Origin of the sequence: Lacipirellula parvula (assembly GCF_009177095.1) — a bacterium.
Lineage (GTDB): Bacteria > Planctomycetota > Planctomycetia > Pirellulales > Lacipirellulaceae > Lacipirellula > Lacipirellula parvula.
In genome coordinates, this window is the sequence record NZ_AP021861.1 from 691,003 (window position 1) to 712,694 (window position 21,692).

The 21,692-nt window shown below is 63.0% G+C and carries 14 protein-coding genes; 8 read left to right on the forward strand and 6 right to left on the reverse strand.

All coding sequences use genetic code 11. The annotated features are described in order from the left end of the window. The first annotated feature begins 186 nt into the window (after positions 1-186). The 3 genes from PLANPX_RS02600 (at position 187) to PLANPX_RS02610 (ending at position 4,869) form a co-directional block, all read left to right on the forward strand. Complete coding sequence (locus PLANPX_RS02600; protein ID WP_152097215.1) at positions 187-1,278, forward strand: PEP-CTERM sorting domain-containing protein; 1,092 nt, start codon at positions 187-189, stop codon at positions 1,276-1,278. 475 nt (positions 1,279-1,753) lie between these two features. Continuing rightward, positions 1,754-3,115 (forward strand): dockerin type I domain-containing protein, encoded by a 1,362-nt coding sequence (locus PLANPX_RS02605; RefSeq protein WP_152097216.1) that lies wholly within the window; start codon positions 1,754-1,756, stop codon positions 3,113-3,115. Between the two features lie 98 nt (positions 3,116-3,213). Further along, complete coding sequence (locus PLANPX_RS02610; RefSeq protein WP_152097217.1) at positions 3,214-4,869, forward strand: dockerin type I domain-containing protein; 1,656 nt, start codon at positions 3,214-3,216, stop codon at positions 4,867-4,869. Positions 4,870-5,055: 186 nt separating this feature from the next. On the opposite strand, the gene PLANPX_RS02615 is transcribed toward PLANPX_RS02610, so the two are convergent. The 5 genes from PLANPX_RS02615 to PLANPX_RS02630 form a co-directional block, all read right to left on the reverse strand. Continuing rightward, entirely contained in the window at positions 5,056-5,994 is a 939-nt protein-coding gene (locus PLANPX_RS02615; RefSeq protein ID WP_152097218.1) for a DNA integrity scanning protein DisA nucleotide-binding domain protein, read from the reverse strand. A gap of 11 nt (positions 5,995-6,005) precedes the next feature. Further along, positions 6,006-6,167: a hypothetical protein gene (locus PLANPX_RS27115; protein ID WP_172991817.1), complete on the reverse strand. Its 162-nt coding sequence runs from the start codon at positions 6,165-6,167 to the stop codon at positions 6,006-6,008. Positions 6,168-6,364: 197 nt separating this feature from the next. Continuing rightward, positions 6,365-8,440, reverse strand: coding sequence for a hypothetical protein (locus PLANPX_RS02620; protein ID WP_152097219.1), 2,076 nt, complete (start codon positions 8,438-8,440; stop codon positions 6,365-6,367). Positions 8,441-8,898: 458 nt separating this feature from the next. Then, positions 8,899-9,585, reverse strand: coding sequence for a HEAT repeat domain-containing protein (locus PLANPX_RS02625; RefSeq protein WP_172991818.1), 687 nt, complete (start codon positions 9,583-9,585; stop codon positions 8,899-8,901). 205 nt (positions 9,586-9,790) lie between these two features. Then, a complete protein-coding gene (locus tag PLANPX_RS02630) occupies positions 9,791-11,008 on the reverse strand; it encodes a cystathionine gamma-synthase family protein (RefSeq protein ID WP_152097221.1) in 1,218 nt (405 codons plus the stop codon). A gap of 350 nt (positions 11,009-11,358) precedes the next feature. Between PLANPX_RS02630 and PLANPX_RS02635 the strand changes: the two genes are divergently transcribed. Then, positions 11,359-13,932, forward strand: a complete 2,574-nt coding sequence (locus PLANPX_RS02635; RefSeq protein WP_152097222.1) for a hypothetical protein — start codon at positions 11,359-11,361, stop codon at positions 13,930-13,932. Positions 13,933-14,031: 99 nt separating this feature from the next. Further along, entirely contained in the window at positions 14,032-14,958 is a 927-nt protein-coding gene (locus PLANPX_RS02640; protein ID WP_152097223.1) for an ABC transporter ATP-binding protein, read from the forward strand. Positions 14,959-15,064: 106 nt separating this feature from the next. Here the strand turns inward: PLANPX_RS02640 and mobB are convergent, their stop codons facing one another. Next, the gene (gene mobB / locus PLANPX_RS02645) at positions 15,065-15,583 is read right to left on the reverse strand and encodes a molybdopterin-guanine dinucleotide biosynthesis protein B (RefSeq protein ID WP_152097224.1); all 519 of its coding nucleotides are present in this window, start codon (positions 15,581-15,583) and stop codon (positions 15,065-15,067) included. A gap of 205 nt (positions 15,584-15,788) precedes the next feature. Between mobB and PLANPX_RS02650 the strand changes: the two genes are divergently transcribed. From PLANPX_RS02650 to PLANPX_RS02660, 3 genes are read left to right on the forward strand one after another with little or no spacing between them, the layout of a single operon-like run. Continuing rightward, a complete protein-coding gene (locus PLANPX_RS02650; protein WP_152097225.1) occupies positions 15,789-17,111 on the forward strand; it encodes an AAA family ATPase in 1,323 nt (440 codons plus the stop codon). 22 nt (positions 17,112-17,133) lie between these two features. After that, positions 17,134-20,481: a tubulin-like doman-containing protein gene (locus tag PLANPX_RS02655; protein WP_152097226.1), complete on the forward strand. Its 3,348-nt coding sequence runs from the start codon at positions 17,134-17,136 to the stop codon at positions 20,479-20,481. 9 nt (positions 20,482-20,490) lie between these two features. Continuing rightward, positions 20,491-21,624 carry an EAL domain-containing protein gene (locus tag PLANPX_RS02660; protein WP_152097227.1) on the forward strand — a complete coding sequence of 378 codons (1,134 nt, stop codon included), beginning with the start codon at positions 20,491-20,493 and terminating at the stop codon, positions 21,622-21,624. The last annotated feature ends 68 nt before the right edge of the window (positions 21,625-21,692 follow it).

A 21,692-nucleotide genomic window follows, 5' to 3' on the forward strand; every position in this document is an offset into this window, starting at 1 on the left:
CGATGACTTGTTGGGCGAACGCCGCGTTGATTGTTCAAATTTACGGACCTGTTCAGGCTGGGAGTTCGATACTCGTCGCGACTATCGAAGCACTGCCGTGAACAGGCAATATCTCGAATAAAGTACCTCGAATCGCTATTACGATGCAGTCGAAGTCATCGCAACATTAGAAGTGAGGAATCGTCGATGAGTCAGAGATTTGTTTCCGCGTGTGTGTTGAGTCTTTTCGCCTTGGCGACGGTCTGTTCCGCGCAGGCTGCCGTCTATATCGAGGATGATTTTAACTATCCCGATGGCCAACTCACGAGCGCCGACGCGACCAGCACTGGCACCGGGGCGAACGTATCCGGCGGACTTTGGGCCTCTCACAGCGGCACGCAAGAGTTCATGCAGGCTGCGGGCGGGAAGGCGATCGTCCAGATGTTCGGAACTGAAGACATCAATCGCGCCACCTCGGGCGGGCAAGTTTTGGCTGACGGCGATACTTGGTACTACGCCCTGAAATTCACGGTGAAAGACATGCGACCCGAAGGCGATATCGCAACCGCTATCGGCAGCAACTACTTCATTCACTTCAAGGACACCGGGACGTTCAACTTCCTCGGTCGCCTGTATGTCGCTGCGCCGACCGACCTGCTGCAGGACAAGTTCACGCTTGAACTTTCATCCTATTCGGTAAACGGCACCGGCGGGCAGCGTGTGCGTTGGGGAACCGACTTGTCCTTCGACACGGAGTACACCGCAGTCGTGTCGTTCACGGCCCCAGATGACGACGCGGGCACGACGACCGACGGCTACTCGTCGCTATGGGTTAATCCGACGACCGAAAGCAGCACGTCGATTACCGACACGATGCCGCACCCCGATTTGTTCATTCAGCCTGATCGCGACGACGTTTCGCAAATCGCTTTGCGGCAGGCCAACGCAGGGAATACTCAGCCGCAGGTGGAAATCGACAAGCTAGCCTTGGGCGATAGCTTCGCGGACGTGTTGGCTTCCGTCGCCGGCGGCGGGACGTTCAGCCCTGCCGACTTTGACCATAACGGCTTCGTTGACGCCAACGATCTTGCCACCTGGAAAACTGCCTACGGCTCGACGCCCGCCGGCGATGCGAATGGCGATAACGTCACCAACGGCGCCGATTTCCTGATTTGGCAGCAACAGTTCACCGGTGCGGCCCCGCCAGTGGCGTCGGTTCCCGAGCCGGCAACCATTTCGATCGGCCTGGCCGCAGCCGCCGGGCTGATTGCGGCCAGCCGTCGCCGCCGGGCCTCGTAGCAACCGGGCGACTGCCGAAAAACTGAAACCGCAGTTCGGGCCCCGTCTACTTCGGACGGGGCCCTTTTCGTGCGCTGTTCCGCTGCGGTTAACCGAGCGCGAATGGCTTGCGGATTTTCGAGAGTGTGAATTTCCTTTCAGGAGCCTTGTCCGGCAGGTATACTGTGGCTCGCGTAGCCAACCGCCCCGCGTTGCCCGCCGCCGGCAACATTCCCCACGATCCCCCACGTGCTTCGCATACGGAGCATGCCGGTCGCCTCTCGGGCGATTGAGTTTCTGGAAAGGGGATTCCCGCCGTCCACGCGCTCTCGCAGATGCTTGAGAGTTTTCAACAAGCAGTCGAGGCACGATCGCTCCGCTGCTGAGGCGCATGGATCGCGAAGAGTCGACAAGATCGTCGGGATCAATCGTTCAGCGAACATGATGAATGCATACGTGTCGTGATCAATCGTTTTGAGTCCGGTGGGAGAGATCGATGAGCAAGAGTGCATGGAAACAAAAGTTAGTTCAGTTAACGCTGGGCGTCGTGGCGTCGGGTCTGATCGCCGATGGCGCCGTAGCTGATTTGTACGTGGTGCGCGTCGGCGATGGCGCTGCGGCGTTGTCGAGCGGTGCAACCGCCACGTTTGTGGAGAAATTTGCGGACGCCGGCGGCTCCCCGCTCTCGACCATTGCGATGCCGACGACGGCTTCGGGCGGGAATTTCAGTCTCACGAATTCTGGTACGGCGACGTCCGAAGGATTTCTGTCACTGTCGGGTAACGGGCAGTACTTGCTACTGGGCGGTTACAACGCAACCATTCCCACGGCCAGCGTGGCTACCACGGATTCGGCAACGGTGAATCGGGTCGTCGGGCGCATCAACCTCTCGACTAATGCGATCGACACCACGACGGCGTTTTCGGATAGCTCCTTCACGGGCGGCAACCTCCGGAGCGTCGCCTCCAGCGACGGCGTCAATCTGTGGATGACCGGTACCGGCAGCACCCCGAGTTCGAACGGCGGTTTGCGGTACGCCACGTTGGGAGCGACGACTTCGACGGCAATCATCTCAACGCCCACTAACGTACGCGTCGCCAAAATTGCCAACGGGCAATTGTATATCAGCAGCGCCGCTCAGTCGGTGATGGGCGTGAGCAAGGTGGGAGAGGGCTTGCCGACGGAGGCCGGTCAAACTGCCACTTCGGTGACGGGCCCCGCAGAAACCAATTCGAGCTATGATTTCTGGTTTAAGGACGCTGATACGTTATACGTTGCCGGCGATGCGAATGCTGCGAATGGCGGCGGCATCCAGAAGTGGACGCAGAGCGGCGGGACTTGGTCTTTCCAGTACACTCTGCTCAATTCAGGCGCCGCGACGACTAGCGTTCGTGGTCTGACTGGCGCCGTCGACGTTAACGGCAACGCCGTCTTGTACGCGACGACGACGGCGACGAGCGCGAATCAATTGATCTCGGTGATCGACACCAGCGCTGCGGCAACGGCCACAACGATTGCAACCGCGTCGGCCAACACCGCATTTCGCGGCTTGGCGTTTGTCTCCTCCGGCGTCACCCCGCCGGCGAACAACGCCGACTTCAACGGCGACAACGTCGTCGACGGCAAGGATTTCCTCGTCTGGCAGCGCGGCTTCGGTCTGACTGGCCAGCCGAATAAGTCGACGGGCGACGCCAACGGCGACGGCAACGTCAACGCCGCCGATCTCACCATTTGGAAGTCGAAGTTCGGTGGTCCACCGGCCGAAGTGGCGGTCGGCGCCGTGCCGGAGCCGGCGACCTTGAGCATGATCGGCGTCGCGCTTGCAGTCTTTGCCGGCGTTCGTCGCCGTGCCAAGTAGTTGCCGATTGCGATCGTTGTGATTTCAATGAGATGGGCCGCACCTGTCGTTCGATAAGCGACCGGTGCGGCCGTTTCTATTTCATGAGCGTGAATTCAATGCGTCGTGCTGGCAGATTGGCGAAGTGCGTGGCAGCGCTCGGCGCCGCGATGATTTACTTGTGCGTCGCTTCGCCAGCGACTGCTCAACTGAGGATTGTCACTTACAACACCGCGACGGGGCAGAATCCCGGAACTCAGACGGCGCGGCCTGAGACGTCGATCATCCTGCAAGCGATCGGGGCCGAACTGAAGGCGGGGATCTCAAAGCCAATCGACGTCCTGCTGCTGCAAGAGCAGTTTTCGATGCAAGTCACGACGCAGTCGTTCGTTGACATGCTCAACGGTATCTACGGCGCCGGCGTCTACGCGCGCAGCACCATCAATGGATCGACCAGCGACCCGCAGGCGCGCGCTGGGCGGCCGGGATTGGTCTACAACACGCAAACGGTCCAGCTTGTCAGCGAAATCGCCTTCGGCAACGTCGGTACGAACGACGGCCTCGACGGCAATCCGGCTCAGCAGCCGCGCTCGACGATGCGGTACCAGTTGCGGCCGATCGGCTACGATTCTTCAGCCGACTTTTACGCTTACGACAGCCACTACAAGAGCGATACCGGCACCGACAACAACAATCGGCGACTGGTTGAAGCTCAGGCGATACGGACAAACTCCGACGCTCTGGGCGAAGGGACGCATGCCATTTACGTCGGCGACTACAACATTCAGTCGAGTAGCCAGGCGATGTATCAGCACCTGCTTTCCGCGGGGCCGGGGCAAGCGTTCGATCCGATCAACTCGCCGGGCAGTTGGACGAGCAATTCAAACTTCACGTCGATCCATACGCAAAGTCCGTCAAACTCGACGCAATTCTCGGGGCAAACGATCGGCGGCGTCGATGATCGTTTTGATTTCCAACTGATGACGGGCGAGATGCTCGACAACGAAGGCTTAAGCTACATTCCTGGCACGTACCGCGCGTTCGGCAACAACGGCACGCATGGTTGCTGCAACAATTCGATTGCCGACGGGACGGGAGCGGCGCCGGCAGTGCTCGATGCCCTGACAAAGGCGAGCGATCATCTGCCCGTCGTCGCCGACTATCAACTGCCGGCGATCATGGGCGTCCAAGTGGCGGCGATGCCGACGACGGTGACGCTGGGGGCGTCGATCTCCGTCGGCATTACGATCTCGAACATTGCCAACGTCGTTGCCGTGAATGGCGCCGACGAACTCGACTACACCCTGAGCGTCAGCGGCGACCTATTCGGCGGGGCGACGGGGATCGACTTCGCGATAGGCGGCGGGAATGTGCATCAAGTCGGTTTAAACACCGCGACCCCCGGCATGAAGAGCGGCGTGATCACGGTTTCAAGCAGCAGCCAAGGCGCCGCCCATGCACTGCAAACGTTCCCCGTGAGCTTCGAGGTTCTGGCGCCCTTTCTGGCCGCCGATTTCAACGAGGACGGCTTCGTCGACGGAGCCGATCTAACAACCTGGAAAACGAGCTTCGGGCTGGCAAGCGGAGCGACCAAAGCGACTGGCGACGCGAATCTCGACGGCGCCGTCGATGGCGCCGACTACTTAACGTGGCAGCGGCAATTTAACGCGGCCGGCAGTGCGGCGGTATCTTCAACCGTGCCAGAACCTGCAGCCGGCGTGATGCTTGTGGCGGGATTCGCCCTGCTCTTCCAGCGGCGACGCTCGCACAGGTAACGAGCGAGATAAAATCCAGCCGGAGGCCCACGGCCTCCGGGCTGTAGCGGCGACGACTAACCTCGCCGGTTTGTGGCCAGGCGCGAAGCGTTGGCTAGGCTTCGCCCGGACCGCGTGGCGGTCCGGCTAGCGGGCAACGTGCGAGAACCTTGCTCAGGGCATTCCTTGAGAATGCCGCGGCGGATCCTAGTCCTGCCCGCCGGCGGAGGGATCATACTCGAAGTCGCGCCACTTCATCGCCCGGCGGAATGGTTCGATGCGCAGCATCACTTCGCCGTTCTGAAACAAGCGAACCGTGCCGTTCGACTCGCTGACGCTAATGGCGATTGCCTGTGTTGCGCGGCTGATCGACGCCGCGGCCCAATGGCGGGCGCCGAGGCCCTTGCTGAGCGTGATATCAGCAGCCGGCGCCGAGACGTGCTGGCAGGCGGCGACCACGGTGCCGTCCGAGGCGACGACGAACGCGCCGTCGAGTTGCGCGATTTCTTTGATCGCTTCCCGGACCTTCGAATCGTTGAGCTGTCGTTCGTGCGTGCCGTAACCCTTCACCGGGTCGAAGCCGAGCGGATGGCAATGCTTCAGCACCATGCGGTGGTCGCCGACGACGAACAGCGTGCCGACCGGCTTGCCCTCGCGCCCTTCGCGGCCGATGGCGACGGCCAAGTCGACGGTCGTCTTAAGCGTATCGAGCGGGACGCGAGTTTCGAGCTGCCGCAGGTCCTGCGCGGTGAGGCGGCCGAGATGCTCGTCGAGCCGAATGACGCTCAGCGAGTCGATCACCCCGGCTTCGAAGCCGCTGTACATCGCGAGGACGCAGGCGGCCGGATTGAGCAGATCGTCGGCGACGCTTTCGAGCAACGCGCGGGTGAGCTGTTCGTAAACGGGGCTGTCGCCGGCGACGAGCTGGATGACGCTAAACCCCGCATCGGCGGCGCCGGCGAGATCAGCGGCCCGGTCGGCGGCGAGGAGGACGTTGAGCCCTTCCGTGGCTTGGCGGAGACGCGCCCAGTCGAGAGGCGACTCCAGTAAGAACAGGAGCGAGTCGGCTTCGGCGGTCTTGGCAATCTGCCGCGCCACGTCGCAAAACGTGGCGAGCTGATCAGAGAATTTGGGTGGAGGTGACATCGCAGCGCCGCCTAAGGGACGAAAGCCAGGACGGTGCGTCCCCCCGTGGCGAAAGCGATTGCGAGACTCGGCGCCAGCAGCGGCGTCGGCCGAGGTTGCCCCACGCGATCGGCGGCGAGAGAGAGCATGCCGTCGAGATGCTGCAGTGTAGGCGAGCTGGAGCGTTCGTTCAATGGCGAGTCGACTGTCAGGAGTTCAGCAATAGGGAGTTATGCGCGCCCCGGTTCACCCGTCGAACCACTAAGTAGCCGAATCTGGACTTATCTAAGCCACCGGCTTTGTCGGCGGACGAACTGCCAGTTCGCCGTGCTTTTGCTGCGTCCACCGGCGGAGCCGGTGGGTTGTATTGCCAAACCTCAACGCCCGCGAGCTACCGCTGAGCCGTGCCCGGCTTCTGAGCGACAGGCGTCGGTTGGGGCGCCGCGTCGTACGGGCCGAAGGCGAGCCGATCGTACAGCACCAAGGCGTGGACGGCGTGGCCCAGCGGGCCGGCTTCCCAGTCGCGCGTGCGGTTGGCGTGCATGATATTCGTGAGATAGTTGACGGCGCGAACGGTGCGGTAGTTGTGCAGTTGTTCGTCCGAGCCAGCGTACATCAGCAGTTCTAGTTGATGGCCGGTAGTCTTCAGGCGGCGATCGATGTCGGGATCGGCGCCGGGGCCTTTGAACCAGTCGGTGCTAAAACTGCCGTCGCTGTTTTGCAGGCGGTAGCAGTAGTTTTGGTAGTTGGCGACGAACTTTTGAGCGGCGGCGTACTGGCCGTCGATCGGCTGCCCTGAGGCTTTGCGTTTCTTGACCGCCAGCGCCAGGCCAGCCAACCGATGCGTGCCGCCGCAGGCCGCGGTGCGGACCGGCTGAGCCATTTCCTCAGCGATCAGCTTGGGGAAGTCCCACTGCATGCCTTGGTCGTTGACCCAGGTGTCGTTGATGTCGAGGTAACGTTGCAGGCCAATCAGCTTGAACGTCAGTTCCGTCTTCGGGTAGCAGGTGAGTTTCTCGACTTCGATGAGATCTTGAACGGTGAAGTCTTTGCCCTCGACTTTCAACGGATAGTCGGAGCGAACGCGAGCTTGGGCCAGAATGGCGAGCAATTGGCCATGATGGCCTTGCAGCGCCGGACCGACTTTCGCGCGCAGATCGCCGTCCTCGTTGAGGTACATCAGCGTGCGGTTCTCGCACGGCTGATTGAAGCAGAGCCAACCGACCGCTGTGATCGGTTGCTTGCCGGTCCCTTGCAGCACGCGGCTGTGGACTTCAAAGGCCAGCATGCCGTGCATCACTTCCCATGGGCTCCGTTCCGCGGCGTTCAGCGGACGGCTGTAGTAGTACTTCAGCACCTGGCGGACTTTGTTCCGCAGCATGATCTGATTTTTCGTGAGCGGCGGCAACGCTCGTTGCTGCTGAGCCGGAGTCGTCGGTTCGTCTGAGTCTTCGTAATCCTTGGCGTCGGTCGGATTCTCCACGCGGTCGCTGGGACGAGAATAGCGGTCGGGTTCACCGAGTGCGATGTTGCCGGCGGTGGAGCTCGTTTTGGGAGCTTCGCTGAGCGGCCGGGCGGAACCGGCCGACGGGTCGGCGACGGCGGCGCCGGTCATCTCTGGTTCCTGCGGATCACCCGGGGCGTCGGTATCGGGCGCTGGCGTCTCTGAAAGTTCGTCGATCGGCGCGAGGTCGTCCTCCGCAGCGTCGTCATCGGCGCCAGGCGACGGAGCGACCGTGGGGCCGCTGAACTTGATCGGTGCGTGGAGGCGAGCGCCTCCCTGCTCTGCCGGCGCCGTCTTCGGCTCGGCGGGCGTGGTGGGCAGCGTCGGCGTCGATGCCGTCGGGGCGGCGAGCTGCGGTGCAGGCGCGGCGGCTGCGGGCGCCAACGAGAACGAAGGGCCTTCGCTCGGCGCGGCGACAGCCGGCTCCGGCGTCGTCGGTAGCGATGGGAACTGCGGTTCGGAGAAAGCCTCCTCAGCCGCTTTTTGATTTTTCAGGCTGCTCGAACCGGCCGGGCGCCATTGCCCGGAAGCCGTTTCGGCCGGGGCGTTGGCGGCGACGCGCTGCGGTTGCAGTGTGGGAGCGGGCGTCGTTGGCGCGGCTGCCGACGGGAGCGTGAGCACCGGCGTTGATGCTGTTGGCAGCGTCGGAAACGACGGTTCCGGCGTTGGCTGTGCGACCGTTGCGGAAGTCGTCGGCTTCGATGCCGCAGCCGGCGTCTGCGTTTGCGACGACGAATGAGCTGGACGCAAATCGGGCAGCTTGCCGCGACTGACCATCGACGCAATTGTCGCGTCGAGATCGTTCGACTTGGGCGCTACTTGGGGCGCGAGCGTCGAGGGCGCATGGAACGAATCGTCGATCGCATAGCCGCTTGGCAACGTCCCGGCGAGAATTCCCGCCGTCGCCATGAGCCAACCTGCACGAACGTTCTTCAATGCAAATCGTGAGCGCACCGACTTCATCGTTCCCCCCTCAAGCAACTTCCCAATCGAGTGCGCGACGACGTTGCGGCTGACGAGGCGCCGCTGCCATGGCGGCAGCGAAGCGTAGTGCCGACAACCATGCGGCGTTTTCGCCTAGCATCCCTTCCGAGGATGGCAGGCACGCACGATCGCGCAGCGGGCCGAATTTAATCCCGCCTCCTTGGTATCGGGCGGCGCAGGCCTGAAATTCAACCTGATTGGGGGTGAGAACTCGGGGGTTACAGAGAAGTAACTCGCTGGAGAGGGCGGAGCCGCGCGTCTGTCGCGCGGCGCAGCAAATTGCCGGGAAATATGCTGCTTGCCATACCTCTCAGAGACCAGCCGAACCAGTTTGAGGTCGCTGGCTTCGTTAGATTGCCGAGGCTGCCTCGCCTCGCGCAGTTCTCAACGCACGATAAACGCTTGGCAATCGTCGCGTCGACGAAGAGACGGTTATTTTATTTAACCGTCGTGTCGGCAGGCTGAGTTGCGATGCTAGCGGCCGGCGCCGGCCCGGCGATGCGGTCTGCGTATTGACGCCATGCTTGCACGTCGTTGCCGAGGTCTTCGTCGGAGACTTTCTTCATGGCCTCGACGCCAGCATACTGCATCGCGGGGTCGCGATCTTTGAGCGCCGCGGCAAGGCTGGCGATGCTTTCTTTCGTTTTCATCGCGCCCAGGGCGTCGACGGCCGCCAGGCGAACGTCGAGATCGGCGTCCTTGGCGACAAGGTTGCCTAGCGGGGCGATCGCCTTCGGTTCCTTGCGTTTGCCGAGTTCGCGGCAGCAAGTGACTTTGACGTCGCGGTCTTCGTCGTTGAGGCCGGCGATGAGCATCGCGCTGGCCATCGGCGTCTCAAAATCGGCGACGGTTTCTTGGATCGCGCGGCGAACGATTGGATCGGGCTCTGTGCGGATCTGCAGGGCAAGCTGCTCGCAAGCCTTCGTCTGAGCTTCGCTATCGCCATCTTTCGCGCGGGGGCCCATCTCGCGGATCGACGCCGCCCGCATGCCGGGAGTGATAATCGTCGTGTTTTCTTTCGGATCCCACGGCCAAAGCATGCAACCCGGCGTCGACGCTAGCAGCGCGACGAGAGCCGCGTGCGGGGCTGCCGCGCGGAGAGTCGTCAGAAGTCTCGTCGACATGGTAGATCGGCGTGCTTCGGGCATGGTTGGCTGGAGCGAAAGCGGCGTTTTGGTACGAGCGGGCGGACCGTAACAAAACCGCGAAAGCGTCGCCAGGGCAGGTTGAGTGCGGCGCGCTGACCCACCCCTGCTGCTATCGCCATGCAACGCATTGCCGGCTGCCGCCCCACAACGCCCATTTAGCCTCGTCGCTCGCGGCGGGCATTTACGCCCCAAGTGCCTGATCCAAATCGGCGATGAGATCGCGCACATCCTCAATCCCGCACGAGTAACGCACCAGCGTTTCCGGAATGCCGAGCGCCGCGCGCTGCTCAGCGGTCAGCTCAACGTGAGAGCCAGTCGCCGGCGGAGCGACGACTGTTTCGACGGCGCCGAGATTCGCGGCACGGTGCGCCAGCTGCAGTCGTGGCAGGAACCGCTTCACGGCGTCGAATTCGCCATGCAACTGAAAGCTCAGCACGCCGCCAAATCCGCCCGTCATCTGTCGCTTGGCGACGTCGTGGTTCGGATGGTCTTCGAGGCCAGGGTAGAACACTTGAGCGACGCGCGGGTGCTGCTGCAAATGCCGCGCGACGGTGAGGGCGTTGAAATTCTGCCGCTCGACGCGGAGCGCCAGCGTCTTCATGCCGCGCAGCAGCAGATACGCCGCTTCTGGGTGGAGCGTCGCTCCGGTGATCTCGCGGCGTTGGTAAACGCTGCGGACAAGTTCCGCGTCGCCCGCCAGCACGCCGCCGAGCGCGTCGGCATGCCCTCCCAAAAACTTCGTGGCGCTATGGATCACTAAGTCGGCGCCAAGCTGCAGCGGCTGCTGATTGATCGGCGTCGCGAAGGTATTGTCGACGACGACAATCGCTCCGCGCTCGTGCGCCCGCTGGGCGAGCCGCGCGAGATCGAGCACCTTACAGGTCGGGTTCGTGGGCGTCTCGAGATAGAGCACCCGCAACCCTCCATCGATCGCCCGTTCGATCGCTTCCGCATCCTCGGTTTGGCAGAGCTCGACGACGACGCCGACTCGGGGCAAGAATTCGCTGAAGAGTCGGTTGGTGCCGCCGTAGGTGTCGACGACCGAAACGACGCGATCGCCCGGCGCCAGTAGCGTGAAGAGCGTGTCACTGATCGCGGCCATGCCGGTGGCGAAGCTTGTCGCCGCCGCGGCCCCTTCGAGCAGACGGACTTTTTCCTCAAACACCTGCACGGTGGGGTTGGTGTTCCGTCCGTAGATGTGGCCCGGCGTTTCGCCGAGGGCGACGCTCCGCCATTCGTCGCAATCGCCGTAGCCAAACGAGACGCTGTTGACGACCGGCGTCTGAGTCGCACGTTGCCAGGTCGTGCCCCCCTCCCCTCCCCAGATGGCTTGCGTCGCGCGTTGAGCGGAGGCGAGTGGATTTGGTTGGTCGGCGGGTGGCTGCGGCGAATGGCTCACGGCGGCAGAATTCCTGGGCGATCGTTTGGCAAGGGAAGGTCAGCATTGGCCGGCAAACGATCTGCAGGCGTGCAGACAATTTAAGCGACGGCCAGGATCCCATGAAGTGGGCCGCAGGTGCGGGTGGGCGTAAGTCGAGGCCTGCAAACGGGACGGGCGAGGAAAGAACGGCGCCGCCAGCATTCCAGATGCCGACGCATGTATCTGGACGGGGAACTCGCTAGAATCAGACGGCACGGAATCGTTTTCGCGTTGGAGAAGCAGAGATGAGGAGTGAGAGCCGTCGAACGTCGAGCGCTAGTGCTGCGCTATGCCGATGTTGGCTGCTCCTGCTCTTGATCTTCGCTCCCGTGGCGTCGCTTGCCGGCTGCGGCGGGTGCAGTCAGCAAACCCCGGCCCAGCAAGCGGCCGAACGCAAAGCTCGCGAGCTCAAAGAAATCGAGGAAGCGAAGAAGCGGCTCGAAGAGGAACGCAAGAGCAAGCCGTTCATCGTCGGACATCTGACGCCCCTGTTGAGCGAGAATCTCATCGAGGCGGAAGCGGGCGTCTCGCTGCGATTGGCGAAGCCGGGACACTGGGCGACGACGGTTCAGCCGATGAAGGCGAACCTTGGCGACTTCGAGGGACGCATCACCGTCGCCGCCGTCGATGCCCGCGGCAACCCTCTGCCGATTCCCCACACCTCGTACGAGATGACCTCAAGTCGCCCCGCCGTGCTCGCGAAGGGAATCTCGAAGCGCGTAGAGAACGAACTGCTCGTCCCCAGTGCCGTCGAGAAGTTGAACGTTTCCTCGGAGCTGATCAACGCCGGCGGCAGCATTGCCGACGCGCCGGCGACCGAAGCGTGGACGCTGATGCCGTCGCATCAGTATTTCCTCATGGTGCTCGCCCGCGAGCCAACGCGATATGCGTTCCTGAAAGTCACTGACTCGGTGCAAGCTCCTTACGAAGACATCAACGGCACGGAGTTGCCTCACTACCGCGTCGTGCTCGCCGACGGTAACAAGCCGCTGCCGTTGCCGCCGAACGTGCTGACGTGGACGAGCGTCGCTTACGTCGTGTGGGATGAGGTGAATCTCGACCAACTCGATCCCTCGCAGCGCGAGGCGCTCGTCGATTGGATTCACTGGGGGGGCCGGCTGATCATCAACGGCCCCGATTCGCTCGACGCGCTGCGGGGAAGTTTTCTGAAAGAATATCTTCCGGCGGATGCGGGCGAGCGGACGACGTTCGATCTGCAGTCGCTGGAAGAGTTCTCCACTGGCTGGGGCGCGCGAGCGAACGGCAAGCCGACGGCGGCGATCTCCGTCACGCGGCCGTGGTCGGGCGTCGAGTTGCAACCACGGCCCGGCGCCAAGGCGTTGCCATTCGCCGACAAGTTGTTCTACGAGCGTTCGGTTGGCGCGGGGAGCATCGTCGTCTCTGCGGTGCAACTGGCGGAGCGCGACCTGGTGAACTGGCCTGGATTCGACGGCTTCTTGAACGGCGCCCTGCTCCGCCGCCCGCCGCGAGAATTCAGCGTGGAGGAGGGTGGCGCTTGGACGGGGTTGCAAACGCGTTGGGCTGGCGCTCGCGACCGCGTCCGCGACGCTCACTTCACGACGCCGCTGCGGTGGTTCGCCCGTGACGCCGCGACGAAGGCGAACGCTCGCAACGTTTCCGGCCCCGTCGATAGCTCTGCGAACGCACAATTTACCTACCCAATGAACGCCCAATTCGCCGAGACGCGGCTCGAGGTCGATCGCGCGGGCGGGCTCGGCGATTGGGATGAGTTTGGTCCCGTGGCCACTGCCGGCCGAGACTCGTTGGTCGAAGCCGCTGGCGTCCGCGTGCCGGCCGCCAGTTTCGTGCTCATCTGCCTGGCGATTTACCTGGTTGTGCTTGTGCCGCTCAATTGGATGGTCTTCTACGCGCTGGGCCGCGTCGAGTGGGCTTGGATCAGTGCACCGCTCATTGCGTTGGTCGGCACGCTCGCTGTCGTCCGGCAGGCGCAGCTTGATATTGGCTTCGTCCGTTCGCAAACCGAGATCGCAGTGATGGAACTGCAGGGCGATTTGCCGCGCGGGCACTTAACACGCTTCACCGCGATCTATTCGTCGCTCTCCGATACATACGATTTGGAGTTTGAGAACAGCTCAGCCGTCGCCTCGCCGTTTCCACGCGACGATCGTTGGAATCCCGCGATCGGCGATGTGTTGTCGACCGTTGCGTTCGAGAAGTACGACCAGCCGCGGTTGCGCGGCGTCGAAGTTTCTTCCGCGACGACGCAGATGATCCACAGCGAACAGATGTTGCCGCTCGACGGCCCGATTCGGCTTTCGTCGCAAAGCAACAATCCGCGCCTGCTGCAGGTCGACAATAAGTCGGGCTTCGATTTGACGGACGTGGCGATTGTCTTCCGCGATGGTTCTACCGCCGTGGAGCCTGCCGCATCAGATTCTGCCGCAGAAGCGCAGCGGAAGAGTTGGAGCAAGCTAAAAGGCTTTTGGATCGGCGACTTGGCGAGCGGCGACGGCCGGTTGCTGCAGAAGCTTGAAACGCTGTCGGTGGCCGAAGGCGAGCTGCCGTTCGCCGAAGAGCGGGCGGCCGCGAACGAACTGACGAGCCGCAAACCACTAAACGTCGACCCGCTGCTGCGACTGGCGTTCTGGTTCCCGCAGCTTGACGACCCGATCCACGGGGCTCGCGACGAGTACCGCCTGATCGGTCGCATTAATAAGGTCCTGCCCGGCAGCGTCGTTTCGCCGAGTGCCTCGCAATCGACTGGTTCGACAGTGGTGATCGCCCACCTCCGCTTGGGAGAAGCCGCCGCCGCCGAACCCGACCGCAACAGCCCCCGCGACGTGCAGCCGGCTGGGCAAAAGAATGCTTATGAGGAAGAGCCGCCTACTGAGGATCCTCCGGCAGAAGAACAGGAACAATAGCGAGGCCGTCAGTTGTCCGTGGTCAGTTGTCAGTTGCTTGGGACTTGGACTCGCGAAGAAACAACTGACAACGGACAACTGACGACGGACCATCTTCACATGATCGAACTAAAAAACTTCGGCAAGCAATACGGCGACTTCACCGCCGTCGAGAACCTCAATCTCAAAATTGAGGCGGGGGAAATGTTCGGCTTCATCGGGCCGAACGGCGCCGGGAAGAGCACGACGATTCGCTTCCTCGCGACGCTGCTCAAGGCGAGCCATGGCGAGGGGACCGTCAACGGCCACAGCGTGACGAAAGACCCGATCGCCGTGCGGCGGAGCGTCGGCTACATGCCCGACAACTTCGGCGTTTACGACGGCATGAAGGTCTGGGAGTTTCTCGACTTCTTCGCCGTCGCCTACCAGGTGCCGAAGTCGCGCCGCAAGGCGGTGCTAACCGACGTGCTCGAACTGCTGGACCTCACGCACAAGCGGGACGACTTCGTCAACGGCCTGTCGCGCGGTATGAAGCAACGGCTCTGCCTCGCGAAGACGCTCGTGCACGATCCACCTGTACTGATTCTCGACGAGCCGTCGAGCGGCCTTGACCCGCGGGCTCGCTTGGAAGTGAAGGCGTTGCTCAAAGAATTGCGGCGGATGGGCAAGACGATCCTCATTTCTAGCCATATCCTCACCGAACTCGCCGACTGCTGCACGTCGATCGGCATCATCGAACGCGGTCAGTTGCTGCTCCACGGGCCAATTGAAAAGGTCTACCGCCAGATCCAGCGCAACCGCACGCTCGAGGTCCGCTTCTCCGGCGACCCCGCGGCCGGAGTGAGCTTGATTCGCAGCGATCCGAAGGTGCGGCAGGTGATCGAGGATACGCGCAGCTGCACGGTGGAACTCGACGGCGGCGACGACGACGTCCAGCGGCTGCTGCGTCAGCTCGCGCTCGCCGAGTGCGGGCTCGTGTCGTTCGCCGACAAAGAGCCGACGCTGGAAGACGTGTTCATGCTCGTCACCAAAGGTCTGGTGACTTAACAAGGGGCATGAAAGCCACCGGCTCCGCCGGTGGACGAAGTGCCCCACAGCGTAGCGTGCTCGCGAGCCTTGCCTCTGTTCCGTCCACCGGCTCCGCCGGTGGCTTTTAAGTGATCCCAGCCAACTCGCGTACCTTTGCGGCAATCGCCGCGATATCGCTGCGCGGCACGCGCGGAATCGGCAAGTCAATCGCGTCGTCGCTCACAATCGCCCGGATCTGCGGATCGTGCGGCGCCATCGGCTCTGAACCGACTACGGCTCGCCAAACCTCGATCTTCGTTCCCTCGCAGGTCGTGTCTCCTTCGACGAGCACAAGATCGCAGCCGGCGAAGTGGGGCGCAAATTCCGCGTATCGATCGTAGGTTCCCTTTGCAGCCGCTTCCTCGCGCGGCCGCTCCGGCGGCCAGAAGACGGCGTTCATCGACCGCGACAAGATCGCCGAAACGCAGGCCCCTGCTTCGCGATGCCGGTGCGAATCTTTTCCTGGCGTATCGAGTTCATGCGCGTGATGCGTGTGTTTGATCGTGCCGACCCGCAGCCCGCACGCCGTGAGATGGGCGACGAGCTCGACCATCAGCGTCGTCTTACCGTTGTTCTTGCGGCCAAGGATATGGATGCGCTTCATCGATCGAAATAGCGAAATTTGCAGAGAGGATCAGCGATTGCGGATTGCCGGGAGGCTCGTTTTGCGGGCGATTTGCTGCGATCGGTCGGGTTGACGCGATTGTGCGGGCACGCCTCAAGATAAGCGTCGCGGCTCCCCTACGGTATTCCACTTGTAACCTAAGTTTACATCACTGGAGATTGTTGCTCCCCCTGGCGGACATCGTATGCGCGCAAGCACCCTGGAACCACCCAAAGACGACCTGCTCGAGTCGCTGCTAGGCGGCGATGCGTACCGACCTCCCGAGCCGCAAACGCTCGAGGAAACGGGCCTATCGCCCGTGGTGATTGAGACGCTCATCCTGAAGTATTTGCTGCAGGTCGGCTCGGCCTCGGGCCGCGAGATCGCCGCCCGCATTTGCCTGCCGTTCCGTCTGCTGGAAGAGCTGCTGCTTAGCCTCCGCAGTCGGCAAATGGTGGTTCACAAAGGCCAGTCGCAATTGAGCGACTACTACTACGCCCTCACCGACGTCGCTCAGGAGCGTGCTCGCGTGGCGGCTGCGGCCTGCGCTTACGTCGGCCCGGCGCCAGTGCCGCTCGACGACTACATCATGTCGGTCGAGGCCCAAACGATTCGCGCTGAAGCGGTCCGCCGTCGCGACGTCGAACAGGCCTTCGGCGACGTCTCGGTCGACGGCCCGACGATGGAACTCCTGGGGCCCGCGATCAACTCCGGAGCCGGCCTGTTCCTCTACGGCTTCCCCGGCAACGGTAAGACGACGATCGCCAAGCGGATCACGCGCTGCTTCGGCCAGCACATGTGGATTCCGCAGACGATCGTTGAGGATGGCCAGATCGTCAAGTTGTATGACGCAGCGTTCCACGAAGCGGTGCGGACGACCGAGTCGAATATCATCAAAGTCGCTGCTCACGATCAACGGTGGATCAAAATTCGCCGCCCCACGGTCGTCGTCGGCGGCGAGTTGACGATGGACAGCCTCGAAATTCGTCACGACGCGAACACCAACGTCAGCGAAGCGTCGCTGCAAATGAAGAGCAACGGCGGCTGCTTGCTGATCGACGACTTCGGTCGGCAGCGGATCGAGCCTGCGGCGCTCCTTAATCGCTGGATCGTCCCGCTCGAAAATCGACACGACTACCTGACGCTCGCCACTGGCAAGAAGATCCAAGTTCCGTTCGATCAGCTGATCATCTTTTCGACCAATCTCGAACCGACAGATCTGGCTGACGAGGCGTTCTTGCGGCGTATTCCCTACAAGATCGAGATCGTCGACCCTTCGATCGAAGAGTTCCGCAAGCTCTTCCAGTCAGCTTGCCTGGCGATGGGCTGCCCCTATCAGCCGCAGGCGGTCGATTACCTCGTACAGACCCATTACCGGCCGTATGGCCGACCGCTCCGCCGTTGTCATGCTCGCGACTTGCTCGCGGCGGCGGCGAATTACTGTGTGTTCAACGACACGCCGATGCAGTTGACGCCGCAGCTGCTCGACCGCGTCGCCAAGAGTTACTTCACCGCCCTCAACGGTTAACCAACCACCGCTGGACGCTTTCGTGAACGATCCCGACCGCCAACCGCCGACATTGCCTGGCTACACGCTGACCGCGCGCCTCGGTGCGGGCGGCTATGGCGAGGTTTGGCTTGCGCAGGCGCCGGGCGGCGTGCCGAAGGCCGTGAAGTTCATCTTTGGCTCGTTCAACGACCGTCGCGCGGAGCATGAACTGCGCGCTCTGCATCGCATTAAGTCGGTGCGGCATCCATTCTTGCTGTCGCTTGAGCGGATTGAAGTGGCCGACGACCGACTGGCGATCGTCACGGAACTCGCTGATTCGAGCTTGAAAGATCGCTACGACGAATGCCGTCGGCAAGGCCTGCCCGGTATTCCGCGCGCAGAACTGCTCGGCTACATGCACGATGCGGCCGAAGCGCTCGACTATCTCAGCGAACGGCATTCGCTGCAGCATCTCGATGTGAAGCCCGAAAATCTGTTGCTGGTCGCCGGCCATGTGAAGGTCGCTGACTTCGGCCTGGTGAAAGAGGTCGGCAAGACGCAGGCGTCGCTTGTCGGCGGATTGACGCCGCTCTACTCGTCGCCCGAAGTCTTCCAAGGCATGCCGGGGGCCCGCAGCGACCAGTACAGCCTCGCGGTCGTCTACCAGGAAATGCTCACCGGCATGCCGCCGCTGGCTGGCGCCAATGCCGCGGAGCTGACGATGCAGCATCTGCAGGGCGAGGCAAACCTCACGCCACTGCCGATGCAAGATCGGTTTGCCGTCGCCCGCGCACTTGCGAAAGATCCGACGCAGCGATTTTCGAACTGCTGCGCGATGGTCGATGCGCTGCTCGCTCAGCCCGGTGACGGTGGTCACGCGACAGGCGAGTCGCAGTTCGCAGGGGCCGAGATTGCAGATGAGCGAACCTTTGGCGATTTCGGTTCCGCACTCCCGGAACGCCGCGCCGAACAACGGCCTGGGCCGATTGAACCACTGTTCGCCGGTCCGCATGCCGAGACGCAGTTTGAAGGGGCATGGGGCGAGCCTGCCAGCGACTGGGGCGCGGCTGAATCGTCGCCTGCCGAACCTGCGGAGCCGCAGTGCGTTGAATCGGTCGAGTTCAACACAGCTGATTTTGCCAGTCGCCCGACGCTAGTGATTGGCATCGGCGGGGCTGCCGCTAGCGTCATGCGACGTTTCCGGGCACGGTTGGTGCGCGAGCTAAGCGAAGAAGCCGCCGAGGCGGTGCAGTTGCTGCTCTTCGACAGCGATCCGCGCGAGATCGCCGCGGCGATGCAACCGAACGGGCGGTCCGCGCTCCGACCAAGCGAAGCGCTGGCGTTGCCGCTGCGTCGGCCGCAAGAATATCGCGAAGACTCCGCGCTGCTTATGCGGTGGCTGAGCCGTCGCTGGCTCTACAACATTCCGAAATCGCTGCGGACCGAGGGGCTGCGGCCGCTCGGACGGCTCGCGTTCGTCGATCACGCGCAGCGCGTCGAAGAACGGCTGATTGCCGCGATCCAGGGAGCGGTCTCCGCCAGCGGCGCCATTCAAGGTCCGCCGCGGATCTACCTAGTCTCGAGCGTGTCGGGCGGCACCGGCAGCGGAATGTCGCTCGACCTCGGCTACGCCGTGCGTGCGGCGCTGGCGACGCTCGGTATCGACAATGGCGAAGTTGTCGGGCTCTTTCTCCATTCCACCCCGCGCGACCCGAGGCAGGCGGAGCTTGCCCGCGTGAACTCGTGCGCCTGGCTACGCGAATACAATCACTATCATCGCGCCGCCGGCGCCTACCCAGGCGACGAAGCTTGTGGCTTGGCGCCGCTCGCACCGACGTGCAAGGCGTTCGATGCGGCGTACTTCCTCAACCTGGGGAGCGGACTCGAGGACGCGGCGTGGAGCGAAGCGATCGCCGACGTCGCGGAATACCTTTACCTCGACGCGGTGACGCCCGCACAACGATTCTTCGACGCCTGTCGGAACCAGGCTGAACCTGGCGAAGAGGCCGTCTTGCGGTCGTTCGCCGTGACGACGGTTTCCGCAGCCGCAGACGACGCGATCGACGCGGCAGCTCAGCTCATCAGCCGAGCCGTCATCTGTCGCTGGCTAGGCCTGAAAGTGGGCGGCGACGGCGCCAAGTTCGCGGCAACCGCGGCTGACGCTTCAGCTGGCGGCAAGCTTCCAAATCTCGAACAACTGGCGTCGCAAACCCGCGAGCTGATCGCACAAGCGATCGGCGTCGTCGCTGAACGCCAACCCGCAGAAGAACTCGGGCTGCGCGAGCGGATCGCCGCGATCGACGCCGACTTCATACCGCCCGACGATCGACCCGGTGCATTCGCGGGTGGCCGGCCGTTGGAAGAAGTCGCCGCGCCCATCGCTCAGCGAATCGCCGCGACGATGGCGGCCGAAGTGCTGGGGCAGATCAACGCGTTCGGCCAACGCTTACCGGGAGCTGAACTCGCGATCGGCGGCTGGCGCGGCGAACTGCAGCAGCTTGACGCCGAGGCGTCGCGGCTAGCGTCGGCACTCGCGCAGCAAGCAGCAGCGATGGCCATGCAGATCGATCGTTGGCAGCGCGAGCGAACGAGCGCCAGCGCCACCACAGCCCGCGAGCAAGAGCTGTGCGAAGGCTACCGCGGGCTCCGCACGGACCAGCATTCGCTCGTGGCGGCGGCGTTGGTCGCCAAGCGACTGCTGGCCGAGTTGCGTGCGGTCGGCGATCGCACCGGCGAACTCGCACGGCATCTCAAGGGAATGCTCGCTCGGTTCCCAGCGCCAGCCGAAGAGATCGAACAGGGCGCTTTTGCCGAACTCGTGGCGATGCAACTCGGGTCGCTCGGCGAGCGCGTCGACGAGCGGTTGGAACAAACATTCATCAATCCATCGGGCGGGCTGATTGCCGTCACGATGGGGAGCCCGCGGGTGCGCGACCAACTGCTCGCTGAACTAGCGAAACTGGCGACGCGACAAGCCGAGCAACTGGCAAGCTCGCCCTCGTTTGCTGCAGGCGCATCGTTCGTCGAAGCGGCTGTTGGCGGCAGCGACGGCGTCGACGCAAGCCAATATCCCGCGGTGTTGCCGGTGGGCTCGACGTACGCTGTCCTCGAAACTCGCCCCAGCGCTGTGGCGGGACTCGCGGTGCAGCAAGCAAGCGCCGACGGTATGACGACGCTCGTCGGCGTCGGTTCCCAGACAGTTCGCTGCATTGAATCGTGGAATCTCTCGCCGTCGCGGACGGCGTTCGAGTTGGTCGATCGTCGCCGCGATTGCCTGGAGTTCGCCGATCGAGTGAGCAGTCGCTGCGACGTCGATTGGACGCCGTTGCTTGCCCCGCCGCGTCGCGTGCCTGCGCCGGCTGCCGTTTCGTTTACTGCATCGCCGATGGCGATGACGCAAGTCTTGTAGATCGCATCGATGAAGAACTCGCCGACTATTTCGCCGCGCAACGACGTGACTTGGCTGCTGACAGGACAGCTGGGAGCGGACCAGGTTGCGCGCACCGTGACGATCGCGAGTTGGCCCTTCGTCATTGGACGCAGCCCCAGCGTGACGCTGACGATTGCCAGCCCGACGGTATCGAGCCAGCATGCCGAGTTGCGTTTGGAAGATGGCGGATTGCTCGTCCGCGATTTGGGAAGCACCAACGGCACCTTCGTCAACGGCACGCGCGTCGCGGGCGAAGCCGCGGTCCATGCCGGAGACCTGTTGCAGATTGCCGAGATCGTGTTCCGCGTAACCGAGCAGCGCGGCTACGTAGATTGCAAAACAATCGCGGGCGACTCGACCGATCGCGCGCTAGCGATGATTCAGTTCGACAAACTCATTGCCGAACGCGCCGTGCTGCCGCACTACCAGCCGATTGTGGAGATGAACAGCCAACAGACGATTGGCTTTGAGGTACTGGGGAGAAGTCCGCTGTTCGGGCTCAAGACGCCGCACGCGATGTTCTCGGCGGCGGCGTTGCTTGATCTTGAGGGCGAACTCAGTCGGATGCTGCGCGACGAAGGGGTCCGTTCAGCCCTGTCGCTGCCCTCCAATCCTTTGGTGTTCGTGAACACCCATCCCGCCGAGTTGGAAGATGCGTCGCTGCTGGAGAAGTCGCTACGCGAACTGCGCGCAGCGGCCCCGCGTGCGGCTCTCGTCTTAGAGATTCACGAAGCCGCGGCGACCAGCGTTCCGCAAATGCGAGCGTTACGGCAGCTACTCACCGAACTCGGCATGCAACTCGCTTACGACGACTTCGGCGCCGGGCAAGCAAGGTTGGTGGAACTCGGCGACGCCCCGCCCGATTTTCTCAAGTTCGACATCCAGCTGGTGCGCGGGATCGACCACGCGAGCGCCGAACGGCAAAGAATGCTGGAAAGTTTAGTGAAGATTGTCGCCGATCTCGGCATCGTCAGCCTGGCCGAAGGCGTCGAGACGGCTGAAGAGCACGCCGTCTGCAAGGGCATGGGCTTCGTTTACGGCCAAGGGTTCTACTACGGCACGCCCGCATCGGCCGGGACGTTCACGACGTGCGAGGCCCGCGTCACGCCCTGGCGACTATAGGCCCGAGGCTTGGCAACCGTTATCTTGGAGGGAACTTTTGCTTTCCCCCACAGGCGGTCTGCTGAGAG